Source organism: Starkeya nomas (assembly GCF_902703545.1).
In the GTDB taxonomy this organism is placed as follows: Bacteria; Pseudomonadota; Alphaproteobacteria; order Rhizobiales; family Xanthobacteraceae; genus Ancylobacter; species Ancylobacter moscoviensis.
Genome location: NZ_CACSAS010000001.1, coordinates 4470994 through 4484197 on the forward strand (window position 1 = coordinate 4470994; position 13204 = coordinate 4484197).

Below are 13204 nucleotides of genomic sequence, written 5' to 3' on the forward strand. Positions count from 1 at the left end.
CCGGCTCGCTTGCTTGACCGGTCGCCGCATTTATGTAAGTGATCGTTCACTGACAAAAAACGAATCGGGAGGATCGGCGATGTTCACGCGGCTCATGACGGCCCGGCGTTTCGCTCCGCTGTTCTGGTGCCAGTTCTTCGCCGCGTTCAACGACAACTTCGTGAAGAACGCGATGGCGCTGCTGATCCTCTATGGCATCGCCCATGTGAATGGCGGTGCGTTGGTGACGCTGGCGGGTGGGGTGTTCATCCTGCCCTTCTTCCTGTTTTCGAGCCTCGGGGGCCAGCTCGCCGACCGTTACGACAAGTCGCGGATCGCCCGGCGGGTGAAGTTCGCCGAGATCTGGATCGTGCTGGTCGCCAGCGCCGGCTTCGTGATGCAGTCGATCCCCGTCCTGTTCGTCGGCCTGTTCCTGATGGGCACGCTCAGCGCGCTGTTCGGGCCGGTGAAGTACGGCATCCTGCCGGATCACCTCGCCGAGGACGAGCTCGTCGCCGGCAACGCGCTGATCGAGACCGCCACCTTCGCCGCCATCCTCGGCGGCACGGTCGGCGGCGCGCTTGCCATCACCCATACCGGCGACTGGGCGGTCGCCGGCTTCACCTTCGTGCTGGCGGTGATCGCCTGGCTGTCGGCCCGCGCCATCCCGCGCACCCTGCCGGGCGACCCGAATCTGAAGATCGACCGCAACATCTGGCGCAGCACGATGACGCTGCTGGCCGAGCTCAGGTCCGAACCGCCGATCTGGCGCGGTGCGCTGATCGTCTCCTGGTTCTGGCTCGTCGGCGCCGTCGTGCTGTCGCTGCTGCCGACGCTGGTGAAGGAGAGTGTCGGCGGGCTGGAAAGCGTGGTGACGCTGTTCCTCGTGCTCTTCACCGTCGGTGTCGCCATCGGCTCGACGCTGGCCGCCCGGCTGTCGGAAGGGCGCATCATGCTCGCCATCGTGCCGGCTGCCGGCTTGCTGATGGGCTTCTTCGCCTTCTACGTCGCCGGGCTGATGGGCTCGCTGACGCCGGGCGCCGCGCCGGTCGGCTGGTACGAATTCCTCACCTCGGGGCCGGGCATCCACGCCGCCATCGGGCTCATCGGCCTCGCCGCGTCCGGCGGCGCCTTCGTGGTCCCGACCTTCGCCTATATCCAGGCCGAGGCCGGCGAGGACCGCCGTGCCCGGGTGATCGCCGGCAACAATGTGCTCAACGCCGCCTTCATGGTGGCGGGCGCGGTGGTGGTGGCGGGCCTGCAGATCGCCGGCCTCGGCGCCCCCGCGCTGATCGCCATCATCGGCGGCGCCAGCCTCGTCGTCGCGGTGATGGTGGGGCGCGCCTTCCAGGGGCAGGTGCTGCGCGACCTCATCAAACTGGTGTTCCGGGTGCTGTTCCGCGTCGAGGTGACGGGGGCCGAGCATCTCAAGGCCGCCGGCCCCGGCTCGGTGATCGCCATCAACCATGTGAGCTTCCTCGACGCGCCGCTGATCATGGCGCTGCTCGACAACGATCCCGTCTTCGCGGTCGATCGCGGCATCGCCGAGCGCTGGTGGGTGAAGCCCTTCCTCAAGCTGGTGCGCGCCTTTCCGCTCGACCCGACCAAGCCGCTGGCGACGCGCGACCTCATCCGCCTCGTCCAGCAGGGCGAGCAGCTGGTCATCTTCCCGGAAGGGCGGATCACCGTCACCGGCTCGATCATGAAGATCTATGACGGCTCGGCCCTCGTCGCCGACAAGGCGGATGCATCCGTCGTGCCGGTGCGCATCGAGGGGCTGGAGCAGACCTATTTCTCGCGGCTGGACAGTCACCAGACCCGCAAGCGGCTGTTCCCCAAGGTGCGCGTCACCATCCTCCCGCCGCGCAAGCTCAAGGTCGATCCCGAGCTGTTCGGCCGCAGGCGCCGGCGCATGGCCGGCGCGGCGCTCTACGACGTGATGAGCGACCTCGTTTTCGAGACCAGCCACACCCGCATGAGCGTCTATCAGGCGGTGGAGGAGGCGGCGGTGCGCCTCGGCAAGGGGCGCATCGTGGTCGAGGACCCGCTCGGCACGGTGCTCACCTATCGCAAGCTGCTGCTCGGCGCGAAGATCCTCGGCGCCAAGCTGGAGGCGCAGACCCAGCCGGGCGAGAAGGTCGGTGTGCTGCTGCCCAACGCCGCCGGCCTCGCCGTGGTGCTCATGGCCCTGGCCCGCCATGGCCGCGTGCCGGTGATGCTGAACTACACCGCTGGCGCCACCAATCTCGTCGCCGCCTGCACCGCGGCCGAGGTGAAACTCGTCGTCGCCTCGCGCGCCTTCATCGAGAAGGCCCGGCTCGAAGCGGACGTCGCCGAGCTGGAGAAGCATGTCCGCGTGCTGATGAGCGAGGAGATCCGGGCCAGCGTCACCACCGCCGACAAGCTCGCGGCCATGCTGCCCTCGCGCTCGCCCAGGCCCGCCGATCCCGACAGCCCGGCCTTCATCCTCTTCACCTCGGGCTCGGAGGGGTCGCCGAAGGGCGTCGTGCTCTCCCACCGCAACGTGCTGACCAACGTCGCGCAGGTGGCGGCGCGGATCGACTTCTCGCCCGCCGACATCATGTTCAACGTGCTGCCGGTGTTCCATTCCTTCGGGCTCACCGGCGGGCTGATGCTGCCGCTGGTCTCGGGGCTGAAGTGCTACCTCTACCCCTCGCCGCTGCACTACCGGATCATCCCGGAGCTGGTCTACGCCACCAACGCCACCGCCATCGTCGGCACCGACACCTTCCTCATGGGCTATGCCCGCACCGCGAACCCCTATGACTTCCGCTCGCTGCGCTTCGTCGTGGCGGGGGCGGAGCCGGTCAAGGCCGAGACGCGCCGCGTCTGGATGGAAAAGTTCGGCCACCGCATCCTCGAAGGCTACGGCGTCACCGAATGCTCGCCCGTGCTGGCGGTGAACACGCCGATGTTCAACCGCGTCGGCACGGTGGGCCGGCTGCTGCCCGGCATCAACCACCATCTGGAGGCGATGCCCGGCATCGAGGATGGCGGCCGGCTGCAGGTGCGCGGGCCGAACGTGATGCTCGGCTATCTGCGCGCCGAGGCGCCCGGCGTGATCGAGCCGCCGGAACATGGCTGGTACGACACCGGCGACATCGTCGCCATCGACGAGGAGGGCTTCGTCACCATTCGCGGGCGGGTGAAGCGCTTCGCCAAGATCGCCGGCGAGATGATCTCGCTTGCCGCCGTCGACGCCATGGTGGCGGCGCTCCGTCCCGATGCCGAGCATGTGGCGGTCGCGGTGCCGGACGCCCGGCGCGGCGAGCGCATCATCCTGATGACCACCGCCCCGGATCTCACCCGCGCGGCCTTGCAGGCGCATGGCCGCGAGCGCGGCGTGAGCGAGCTGATGATCCCCGCCGAGATCCTGCCCATGGACGAACTGCCGCTGCTCGGCAGCGGCAAGGTGGACTTTACCAAGGCCCGCGTCATCGCGCTGGAGACCATCGCCGCGCGCGGCGCCAGGGCGGCGGGAGAAAACGTGTGAACGCGCCGCGGCGCACCCCGTCGCGCGGCGGCGTCCGCCGGGGGCGCGACGGCGCCGACACCCGGGCCCGCATCGAGGCGGTGGCGCTGGAGCTGTTCGCCGGCAAGGGCGTGGCGGGCACCTCGGTGCGCGACATCGCCCAGGGGGTGGGGGTGAGCGAGGGGGCGCTCTACCGCCACTTCGCCTCCAAGGAGGAACTGGCGCGCGAATTGTTCCTTACCCGTTACGCGGCGCTGGCGGCGGAGATCTGCGCCATCGACGACCGCGAGCCGGACCTCGCCTCCCGGCTCGCCGCCGTGGTCGCGCGCGCCTGCCGGCTGTTCGACACCGAGCCGGCGCTGTTCGCCTATCTGCTCATCCACCAGCACGAGCATCTGGGCTCGGTACCGGAGGGGCCGGAGGAAAACGTGGTGGAGGCGGTGGCGCGACTGATGCGCCGGGCCGGCGTGCCGGCCGCCCGCGCCGGCCTCGTCGGCGCCATGGCGCTGGGTTGCGTCGTGCAGCCGGCGGTGTTCGCGCTTTATGGGCGGATCGAGGGGCCGCTGTCGACGCAGGCCGACGCCATCGCCCGCGCCGTCACGGCCATCGTGGAAGGGGCGGGAAAACCCTGAGCGCCGTCATGCCCGGGCTTGTCCCGGGCATCCACGACTTTTCTCACGCCGTCATCCCGGACGGTCCGCAGGACCGATCCGGGATCGGGTGCCGATTGGAGAGCGATCCCGGCTCTGCGGCTTCGTCTTCGGCCGGGATGACGGTCTATGAGGAAGGCGTCGTCGCCCTCAGAACAGTTTCATGCCGGGCGGAATGGGCAGGCCGGCGGTCAGGGCCTGCGTCTTTTCCTGCACGAGACGCTCGCCCTTGGCGCGTGCCTCGGCATGGGCGGCGACCACGAGGTCTTCGAGGATTTCGGCCTCGTCCGGGTTGAGCAGGCTCGGGTCGATATGGATGGCCTTCAGCGCGCCCTTGGCGGTGAGACGCACCGTGACCATGCCGCCGCCGGCCGCGCCGTCGACCTCGACGGAGTCCAGCTCGGCCTGGAGCTGCTCCATCTTGGACTGCATCTCCTTCACCTTGGACATGATGCCGAGAAGGTCTTTCATCCGGAACTCCTTGTCAGAACTCGATCTCGTCGTCCGGCCCCGGCCCGTCGTCGCGGGCGGCCATCAGATCGGAATCGCTTACGAAATCGGTGCCCTGCTCGTCCACCGCCTGCGTGCGTACGTCGACGATGGAGGCACCGGGGAAGCGCGCCAGCGCGGCGGCGACGAGCGGGTCGGCGCGCACGCCGGTCATCATCGCGTCGCGGGCGGATTTCGCCTGCTCGGCGAGTGTCGGCTCGCCCTCCTCGCGCGAGAGCGCGACCAGCCAGCGCCGGCCGGTCCATTCGGAGAGCTTGGACTGCAGTTCCTGGATCAGGTTCGGCGAACCACCCGGCGCTAGCGCCAGTTCCAGCCGGCCATCCTCGAAGGCGACGAGCCGGACATGGTTCTCCAGCGAGAACTTCGTCTTCAGGTCGCGCCTGGCCGCGGCCAGCGCCACCACTTCGTCGAAAGTGCCGAGCTGCGTGCCCGGCGCGGTTTCGGGCGAGGCGGCCGGGGCAGGGCGGGGCATGCCGCGCGCGGCGACCGAGAGGTGGCTCGCCGCACTGGGGGCGGAAGAGGGCGCGGGTGTGGGGGCGCTGAAGGCGCGGGGCGCCGTCGCCGCCATCGCCGACCCGCCGCCAATGCCGCTCCCCGCGACGCCGCCTCCTGTGGGTCCGCCGGAACCATTGCCGCCCGCCGGCGGCCGGCTGGCCGGCTCGTCCGCTGCGCCCTCGCGCAGTCGGCGCAGCGCCTCGTCCGGGGTCGGCAGATCGCTGGCATAGGCGAGGCGCACCAGCACCATCTCCGCCGCCTGCATGGGCTTTGCCGCCTGCTGCACCTCGGCGAGGCCCTTGGTCAGCATCTGCCACGCCCGTGAGAGCACCCGCATGGACAGCGCCTTGGCGAAGTCGCGCCCGCGCGTGCGCTCCGCCTCGACCAGGGCGGGGTCGTCGCCGGTCTCCGGCAGGATCTTCAGCTTGGTGACGAGATGGGTGAACTCGGCGAGGTCGGTGATGACGACCGCCGGGTCGGCGCCGGAATCGTACTGCTCGCGCAGCTCGGTCAGCGCCTGGGCGATGTCGCCCTTCATGATCTGCTCGAACAGGTCGATTATCCGCCCGCGATCCGCCAGCCCCAGCAGCGCGCGCACCTGTTCGCCATGCACGGTGTTGCCGGAGGTTTGCCCGCCCGCATGGGCGATCGCCTGGTCGAGCAGCGAGAGCGCGTCGCGCACCGAGCCCTCGGCGGCGCGCGCCACGAGGCTCAGCGCCTCGGTGTCGATGCCCACGCCCTCGGCGTCGCAGATGCCGCGCAGATGCCGCGCCAGCGTGCCGGCCTCGACGCGGCGCAGGTCGAAGCGCTGGGTGCGCGAGAGCACCGTCACCGGCACCTTGCGGATCTCTGTGGTGGCGAAGATGAACTTCACATGCTCGGGCGGCTCCTCGAGCGTCTTCAGCAGGCCGTTGAAGGCCGCCGTCGAGAGCATGTGCACTTCGTCGATGATGAAGACCTTGTAGCGCGCCAGCACCGGCTTGTAGCGCGCCGCCTCGATGATCTCCCTGATATCGCCGATGCCGGTGTTGGAGGCGGCGTCCATCTCCTGCACGTCGACGTGCCGGCTCTCGATGATGTCGCGGCAGTGGCGGCCGAGCACGGGCATGTCGAGCGTCGGCGCGCCGCCGCCCGCTGGGCCGTCGGCCGGCTCGTAGTTGAGCGCGCGGGCGAGGATGCGGGCGGTGGTGGTCTTTCCCACGCCGCGCACGCCGGTGAGGATGTAGGCCTGCGCGATGCGGCCGGACGCGAAGGCGTTCTTCAGCGTGCGGACCATCGCCTCCTGGCCGATCAGGTCGGCGAAGGTCTGCGGCCGGTACTTGCGCGCCAGCACGCGGTAGGGCGTGGCGGGGGAGGACGACGGCGCGGCCGCGGCGACGGGCGTGTCGAACCCCAGGCCCGGGCCTTCGTCGGGCATCAGGCCGGTGGTCTCGTCGGACATGTCGGGCGTGTCGGCGCTCATCGTCCCTCGCTCATGGCCCCTTCATATCATCGCCGGTGGCCCATGGGGCAACCGCCGCGGCGCGCGGATGGGGAAAAATCGGGGAAGGGCGCATCGTCGCGGCCGCGCCCGCGCGAAGCGGGAGCGCGATCGGCCGTCGATGCGGGGCAATGAGGTGGGAGGCTGGACAGAGACCCGAGACCGGGCTCGTTGGGGCTGCTTCCTTCCGGATCTGACCCGGTTGGCGAGTGGCTCGTCCACCGCCAACCTCCCGCCGCCTATATCGGGCAGATGGGCGGGCGATGCAAGGGGGCCCCGATCTCCCGCATCCGGGGCCGGTCACCGCCCCGCCAGCCCCTCGATCAGCCGGTAGACCGCCTTCACCCGCTCGGCGTTGGGGTAGTTGCGGTTGGCCAGCACGACGATGCCGAGCTTCGACGCCGGCAGCATCACCACATAGGCGCCGAAGCCGTTGGTCGAGCCGGTCTTGTTGATCAGCACGTCGGTCTGCGGCGCCAGCGGCGGGGCGAGCCGGGTGAAGGGCTGCGGCTTCAGCGCCATGTCCATCGAATTGCCGGCGAGCAGGCGGTCGAGGCCGACCGGCCAGGGATACTGCTCCCAGATCATGTCCTGCACATAGGAGGCGGTCTCGAAATAGCCGGTGCGGGTGCGGGCGAGCGCGCGCACGGCCTGCGGCGGCAGCTCGGCGGCGCCGAGATGGGCGTCGAGGAAGCGCAGCATGTCGCGGGCGGTGGACTTCACCCCGTAGGCTTCCGGCTCCAGCAGCGTCGGCGTCACCCGCGCCGGGCGGTTCGCCTTGGTGTAGCCCATGGCGTAGCGCGGCATGGCCGCCGGCGGCACGTTGACGAAGGTGCTCGTCAACCCCAGCAGGGGAAAGAGTTCGTCCTGCGCGGCGGTGGAGAAGCGGGTGCCGAGCGCGCGCGCCGTCGCCAGGCCGAGCACGCCGATGCTGACATTGGAATAGGAACGGCGCGTCTCGGGCGCCGCCGCCGGGCGCCAGGCGGCCAGCCAGTCGAGCAGCGCCTGCTCGCTGGCGATGCCGGGCGGCAGCTGCAGCGGCAGGCCGCCGGTGGCGTGGGTGGCGAGGTCGATGGCGGTGAGGGCGCCGAAGGGCGTGTCCTTCAGCCGGGGCAGATAGGTCGAGACCGGGGCGTCGAGCACCATCTCGCCGCGTTCGGCGGCCAGCGTCGCGAGGGCGACGTTGAAGGTCTTGCTGACCGAGCCGAGTTCGAACAGCGTGTCGCCATCCACCGGCGCGCCGCCCTCCCGCGCCGTCTGCCCGAGGGCGTAGATCGCGTGCCGTCCGTTCCACGTGACGCCGACGACGAGGCCGGGAATGCCGTTGGCCTTGGCGAGCGGGCGGAAGATGCCGTCGGCGAGGCGCCGGAAATCGGCGTCTTCCTGCGCCGCTGCCGGCGTGGCGAGCGCGATCAGGGCGAGGAGCATCGGCAGGGCGCGGCGGGAGACGTGCATCACCAGGGTCCGTTGAGTGCAGGGCCGTTGAGTGCGACGGACCTAGCGGGCGAATTTGGCCACCGTTGGGAGGCTGGCCGATTTCTTCCCTTTTTCCCCATCCCAGTCGACGCGCCTCAAATATTTAGCCGGCAAATTTGTCGGTAGCCCGGATCAGCTGGTCCAGTATCCCCGGCTCGGAATAGGCGTGCCCGGCGCCCTCGATCAGGTGGAACTCGGCGTCCGGCCACGCCTTGTGCAGTTCCCAAGCGTAGCGCGCCGGGCAGGGCATGTCGTAGCGCCCATGGACGATCACCCCCGGAATGCCCGTCAGCCGGTGGGCGTCGTCGAGCAACTGGCGCTCCCGCAGCCAGGCGTCGTGGACGAAGAAGTGGTTCTCGATGCGCGCGAAGGCCAGCGCGTAATGTCCGTCGCGGAAGGGGGTGGTGAAGGCGGGGTCCGGCAGCAGCGTGATGGTCTCGCCCTCCCAGATCGCCCACGCCTTGGCGGCTTCCAGCTTCACCGCCTCGTCCGGGCCGGTGAGCAGGGCGCGGTAGGCGCGGATCGGGTCGGCGCGCTCGGCCTCGCTCTTCAGCGGCGCGAGGAAGCGTTCCCACTTGTCGGGGAACATCTGCGAGACGCCGAAGCGGTAGTACCAGTCGAGCTCGGCGCGGGTGAGCGTGTAGACGCCGCGCAGGATCAGCTCGCTGACCCGTTCGGGGTGCGTCTGCGCATAGGCGAGCGCCAGCGTCGAGCCCCAGGAGCCGCCGAAGACCTGCCACCGCGCGAAGGCGAATGTCTCGCGCAGGCGCTCGATGTCGGCGACGAGGTGCCAGGTCGTGTTGTTCTCCAGCTCCGCATAGGGCGTGGAGCGTCCGCAGCCGCGCTGGTCGAACAGGATCACGTCGTAGCGGGCGGGGTCGAACAGGCGGCGCTGCCCCGGCGAGATGCCGCCGCCTGGCCCGCCATGCAAGAACACCACCGGCTTGGCACCCCGGGTGCCGACGCGCTCCCAGTAGATGGAATGGCCGTCGCCGACATCCAGCATGCCGGTCTCGAAGGGCTCGATCGGCGGATAGAAGCTGCGCAGTTCGCTCATGTCGGCGGGCCATATGTCCGGGGAAGGAAGGCGGAGGGCGATGGGCGGCGGGCCGGTCCGGGGATCACTTGACCCCCATGAAGGTGAACGGCGCCGCGTCCGTGAACTTGGCGGTGGCGTCGCCGTCATAGGTGATGTCCTGCCGCGGGCCGAGCTCCAGCTTCTTCACCTTGCCGGTCTCGGCCGAGAAGTCGATCGAGCCGAGGCTCACCCAGAACACGTTGGGCGTCACCGCCGATTCGAAGAAGTAGAGCTTGCGCCGGTGGTCGACCACCGAGCGCCAGCGGGTCGAGGAGACGTAGGGCTGCTCGGGCGTGTTGAGGCCGTAGGGCACCGAGACGTTGCGGATGACGCTGAACACGCTGGCGAGGGCGAGGTTGGGGTCCTTCTCCTTCGGGATGGCGTTCACGTAGAAGGAGGCGCGGGTGAAGCGGTCGGCGGCCCGGTTGGTGCCGGGCAGCATGATCAGCCCGCCGATCTGCTCCCAGTAGCTGGAGAGCGCGAGCTGCTGGTCGTAGCTCGGCGAGTTGGTCATCACCTGATACTGCCGGCCGTGGTGGATGATTTGCCGGCCGCCGATATATTCGATCACCGCGCTGTCGCCGGTCGGGTCGGAAATCGCCATGTGCAGCGTGGCGAGGCGCGAGCCGTCCGGCAGGTCGGCGGAGACGACGGTGAAGGGCTCCGTCTCCAGCACCGCCACCGCCTCGGCCACGGTAGCGTAATTGTCCAGCACGTATTGCGCCCACAGCGAGATGGCGAGGCCGGGCTTGCTGCCGTCGAAGGGCGGATATTCGGATTCGGTGAGCCAGAGCACGTTGGCGGCGAGGCCGACCTCGTTCACCCCGTCCACCGTCGCCACGTCGAAGCCGGAGGCGACGACGCTGCCATGCTTCGCCGTCCAGCGGATCGAGTTCGGCCCGGCCTTGCCCTCGCGCGCGATGCCGCGCGGCAGGATCCACAGATTGGTCGGGATGTCCGTCGTCCAGTCCATGGAGCGGGCGGTCATGACGTTGCCCTCCGGCCCGAGATAGACGAGGCGGGTGCAGGCGAGCGCCGGGGCGGGACCGGCGGCGAGAAGGCCGGCGAGCGCGAGGGCGATCAGGCGCCCGGACAGGCGTTCCGCCACGCGGGCGGAGCGACGGATGAAGCGGTGCGGCATCGGCTTGGCTCCGGATGGGTCATGCGCCGCATGGCGACGCGCACATAGGACGGCGCGCGAACGCGTCGCTGCGGGCGGGGAGGGCCCCGGCGCTACGAGACCCGTGCACCGCGCAGGCTCGGCAGGAACCAGGCGAGCAGGCCGAAGGCCGGCAGGAAGGCGCAGACCTGGTAGATCGTATCGATACCGTAACGGTCGGCGAACAGGCCGAGCGCCGCCGCCGCCAGCCCGCCGAGGCCGAAGACCAGCCCATAGAAGAAGCCGCCGATCAGCCCGATGCGGTTCGGCATCAGCTCGATCGCGTAGACGAGGATGGCGGCGAAGGCGCTCGACATGATCAGGTTGATGATCACCGTCAGCACGCCGGTCCAGACGAGGCCGACATGGGGCAGCATCAGGGTGAAGGGCAGGGCGCCGAGGATCGAGAACCAGATGATCTTGTTGCGGCCGATGCGGTCGCCCAGCATGCCGCCGAACAGCACGCCCGCCGCCGAGGAGACGAGGAAGAGGAACAGCATCACCTGCGAGGTCTGCACCGACACCTCGAAGCGCTCGATGAGGTAGAAGGTATAGAAGGAGGTGAAGCTCGCGGTATAGGCGGTCTTCGAGCACAGCAGCGCGATCAGGATCGCCAGCGGGAAGGCGACCTGCCGCAGGCCGGGCGCCGGCGTCTCCTCGCTCGCATGGCTGGCCTTGCGGGCCGGCGTCGAGAGGGCGTGGTGCCCGGCGGTCCAGCCGAGCAGCGGCATGGCGAGGAGCGCGGCCGCCGAGAACCAGGCGAGGCTCGCCTGCCCGTTCGGCACGATGATGAAGGCGGCGAGCAGCGGGCCGATGGCGCCGCCGGCCTGCCCGCCGACCTGGAACAGGCCCTGCGCGAAGCCGTGCCGGCCGCCGGAGGCCTTGCGGGCCATGCGCGTGGCTTCCGGGTGGAAGATCGACGAGCCGATGCCCACGCAGGCCGCCGCGAGCAGCAGCAGCGCATAGCTGCCGGCATAGGCGAGCCCGACCAGCCCCACCAGCGTGAAGCCCATGCCGGCGACGGTGGAATAGGGCAGCGGGTAGCGGTCGGTGTACAGGCCGATCAGCGGCTGCAGCAGCGAGGCGGAGATCTGGAAGGTCAGGGTGATGATGCCGATCTGGCCGAAATCCAGCGCATAGGCGGTCTTGATGATCGGATAGACCGCCGGGATCAGCGACTGGATCATGTCGTTGAGGAAATGCGCCGCGCTGAGCGCGACCAGCACGGGCATGGCGGCACGGCGCACGGCGTCGGCCGGGACATTCACGGTCATGACACTTCGCTTCGAATTCGCGGCCGAGCCATGGCCGCCCGGCGCCCTGCCTTTCAGTAGAACAAAGCGGCGCGCGGAACAAATGCCGCGGGCGGCGGTCTGCCCCGCCGCTTCGCCATGGCGGGCAGCGCGCCGGGCGGCTATAGCTGGGCCGCGCCCGCAGTTCGGCCGGGCAGTGCGAGCGGCACGGGAGCCCGACCGCGACGATGAGCGACGCCAGCTTTTCCCTCGATCCGCGCCTCGAAGCCGATACCTTCCCGGTGCTCGACCTGCCGCTCGCCACCGTGCGGCTAATGGACGATTCCCGCTTTCCCTGGCTGATCCTGGTGCCGCGCCGGCCCGGCCTCGCCGAGCTCATCGAGCTGGAGGGCGACGACCGCGCGGCGCTGACCGCCGAGATCGATCAGGCAAGCCGGGCGCTGAAGACGCTGACCGGCTGCGACAAGCTCAACGTCGCCGCGCTCGGCAACATGGTGCGCCAGCTCCACATTCACATAGTCGCCCGCTTCGAGGTCGACGCAGCCTGGCCCGGCCCGGTCTGGGGCGTGGGCGAGCGCCGGACCTATGCGTCGCCGCAGGCCATGCTGCTGGTGGCGCGGCTGCGCGCGGCGCTGGGTGGTGCATGATGGAAGCGGCTCTGCTGGGGGAATGGCCCCATCTCGGCTATGTCGGCTCGCGGCTCGACCGCGGCAGCCTCCGGCGCGGCGAGGTCGCGGCCCTGCTCGCCGATCCGCGCGCCCGTGCCTGCCTCGTCGCCGGCGAGAGCATCGTGCTGAAGCGCCGGCCGGGCATGGCGGACGGGCCCGGCGCCTTCGAGGCGCTGTTCGCGCTTGAGGAGGCGGCGGCCCTCGGCGGCCGCACCGGCGAGGCCTGCCTGCTGGGGCTCGACGGCGCGGTGCCGCATTTCGTGCTGCCGCTGCACGCGGCGGCGCTCGCGGTGCTGGCGGAGCGGCCGGACCTCTTCGTCATCGACCTGCGCTCCATCGCCGTGCAGGAGCTGGTGAGCGCGGAGGAGATCGGCCAGCTCGCCACCGCCAAGGCGATGATCGCCTGGCATGCCCGGCGCAGCTTCTGCTCCAATTGCGGCGAGCGCCTCGTCGTCGCCGAGGCCGGCTGGCGGCGCGAATGCCCGAGCTGCGGCGCGCAGCATTTCCCGCGCACCGACCCGGTGGTGATCATGCTCACCGTCGATGGCGACGAATGCCTGCTCGGCCGCTCCGCCCGCTTCGCGCCGGGCATGTGGTCGTGCCTCGCCGGCTTCGTCGAGCCCGGCGAGACCTTCGAGCAGGCGGTGCGGCGCGAGACCATGGAGGAAGCCGGCATCCACACCGGCGCGGTGCGCTATCTCGCCTGCCAGCCCTGGCCGTTCCCGATGTCGGTGATGATCGGCATGCACGCGCAGGCCCTGTCGCGCGACATCACCATCGATCCGAACGAGCTGGAAGGGGCGCGCTGGTTCCACCGCGACGAGGTGGCCCTGCTGCTCGCCCGCACCCATCCCGAGGGCCTCACCGCGCCCCCGCGCATGGCGATCGCGCATCACCTGATAAGGGCGTTCGTGGAAGGGCGCGACCCGCCGCGGGGGTGAAGGCAGGTAGACGCCGTCATGC

10 protein-coding genes and 1 other RNA gene are annotated in these 13204 nt (G+C 70.2%); 4 read left to right on the forward strand and 7 right to left on the reverse strand.

What is annotated here, in order from left to right:
* Positions 1-79 precede the first annotated feature (79 nt).
* Together STARVERO_RS21150 and STARVERO_RS21155 are read left to right on the forward strand one after the other, a co-directional pair.
* Positions 80-3493, forward strand: a complete 3414-nt coding sequence (locus STARVERO_RS21150) for an acyl-[ACP]--phospholipid O-acyltransferase (RefSeq protein ID WP_159601369.1) — start codon at positions 80-82, stop codon at positions 3491-3493.
* Positions 3490-4104, forward strand: coding sequence for a TetR/AcrR family transcriptional regulator (locus STARVERO_RS21155; RefSeq protein ID WP_159601371.1), 615 nt, complete (start codon positions 3490-3492; stop codon positions 4102-4104). The genes STARVERO_RS21150 and STARVERO_RS21155 overlap by 4 nt, the downstream gene beginning before the upstream one ends.
* Positions 4105-4272: 168 nt before the next feature.
* Here the strand turns inward: STARVERO_RS21155 and STARVERO_RS21160 are convergent, their stop codons facing one another.
* The 7 genes from STARVERO_RS21160 to STARVERO_RS21190 form a co-directional block, all read right to left on the reverse strand.
* Positions 4273-4593 carry a YbaB/EbfC family nucleoid-associated protein gene (locus STARVERO_RS21160; protein WP_144341741.1) on the reverse strand — a complete coding sequence of 107 codons (321 nt, stop codon included), beginning with the start codon at positions 4591-4593 and terminating at the stop codon, positions 4273-4275.
* A 13-nt stretch (positions 4594-4606) separates the two neighbouring features.
* Positions 4607-6589 (reverse strand): DNA polymerase III subunit gamma/tau, encoded by a 1983-nt coding sequence (locus tag STARVERO_RS21165; protein ID WP_159601373.1) that lies wholly within the window; start codon positions 6587-6589, stop codon positions 4607-4609.
* Between the two features lie 153 nt (positions 6590-6742).
* Positions 6743-6841, reverse strand: an RNA gene (ffs, locus tag STARVERO_RS21170) — signal recognition particle sRNA small type.
* A 66-nt stretch (positions 6842-6907) separates the two neighbouring features.
* A complete protein-coding gene (gene ampC / locus STARVERO_RS21175; protein ID WP_244616860.1) occupies positions 6908-8062 on the reverse strand; it encodes a class C beta-lactamase in 1155 nt (384 codons plus the stop codon).
* Between the two features lie 124 nt (positions 8063-8186).
* Complete coding sequence (gene pip / locus STARVERO_RS21180) at positions 8187-9140, reverse strand: prolyl aminopeptidase (RefSeq protein ID WP_159601377.1); 954 nt, start codon at positions 9138-9140, stop codon at positions 8187-8189.
* Between the two features lie 64 nt (positions 9141-9204).
* Positions 9205-10302: a linear amide C-N hydrolase gene (locus STARVERO_RS21185; protein WP_200837882.1), complete on the reverse strand. Its 1098-nt coding sequence runs from the start codon at positions 10300-10302 to the stop codon at positions 9205-9207.
* Positions 10303-10394: 92 nt separating this feature from the next.
* Complete coding sequence (locus tag STARVERO_RS21190) at positions 10395-11594, reverse strand: MFS transporter (protein WP_159601379.1); 1200 nt, start codon at positions 11592-11594, stop codon at positions 10395-10397.
* A 206-nt stretch (positions 11595-11800) separates the two neighbouring features.
* Between STARVERO_RS21190 and STARVERO_RS21195 the strand changes: the two genes are divergently transcribed.
* Both STARVERO_RS21195 and nudC read left to right on the forward strand, forming a co-directional pair.
* Positions 11801-12220: an HIT domain-containing protein gene (locus STARVERO_RS21195; RefSeq protein WP_159601381.1), complete on the forward strand. Its 420-nt coding sequence runs from the start codon at positions 11801-11803 to the stop codon at positions 12218-12220.
* Entirely contained in the window at positions 12220-13182 is a 963-nt protein-coding gene (gene nudC, locus STARVERO_RS21200; RefSeq protein ID WP_244616861.1) for an NAD(+) diphosphatase, read from the forward strand. Before STARVERO_RS21195 ends, nudC begins: the two co-directional genes overlap by 1 nt.
* The last annotated feature ends 22 nt before the right edge of the window (positions 13183-13204 follow it).

What these genes read in the sequence shown, in the direction of transcription:
- STARVERO_RS21150 (WP_159601369.1), top strand. Translation starts at nt 80, where the DNA reads ATGTTCACGCGGCTCATGACGGCCCGGCGTTTCGCTCCGCTGTTCTGG.
- STARVERO_RS21160 (WP_144341741.1), bottom strand. Translation starts at nt 4,593, where the DNA reads ATGAAAGACCTTCTCGGCATCATGTCCAAGGTGAAGGAGATGCAGTCC.
- STARVERO_RS21165 (WP_159601373.1), bottom strand. Translation starts at nt 6,589, where the DNA reads ATGAGCGCCGACACGCCCGACATGTCCGACGAGACCACCGGCCTGATG.
- ampC (WP_244616860.1), bottom strand. Translation starts at nt 8,062, where the DNA reads ATGCACGTCTCCCGCCGCGCCCTGCCGATGCTCCTCGCCCTGATCGCG.
- pip (WP_159601377.1), bottom strand. Translation starts at nt 9,140, where the DNA reads ATGAGCGAACTGCGCAGCTTCTATCCGCCGATCGAGCCCTTCGAGACC.
- STARVERO_RS21185 (WP_200837882.1), bottom strand. Translation starts at nt 10,302, where the DNA reads ATGCCGCACCGCTTCATCCGTCGCTCCGCCCGCGTGGCGGAACGCCTG.
- STARVERO_RS21190 (WP_159601379.1), bottom strand. Translation starts at nt 11,594, where the DNA reads ATGACCGTGAATGTCCCGGCCGACGCCGTGCGCCGTGCCGCCATGCCC.
- STARVERO_RS21195 (WP_159601381.1), top strand. Translation starts at nt 11,801, where the DNA reads ATGAGCGACGCCAGCTTTTCCCTCGATCCGCGCCTCGAAGCCGATACC.
- nudC (WP_244616861.1), top strand. Translation starts at nt 12,220, where the DNA reads ATGGAAGCGGCTCTGCTGGGGGAATGGCCCCATCTCGGCTATGTCGGC.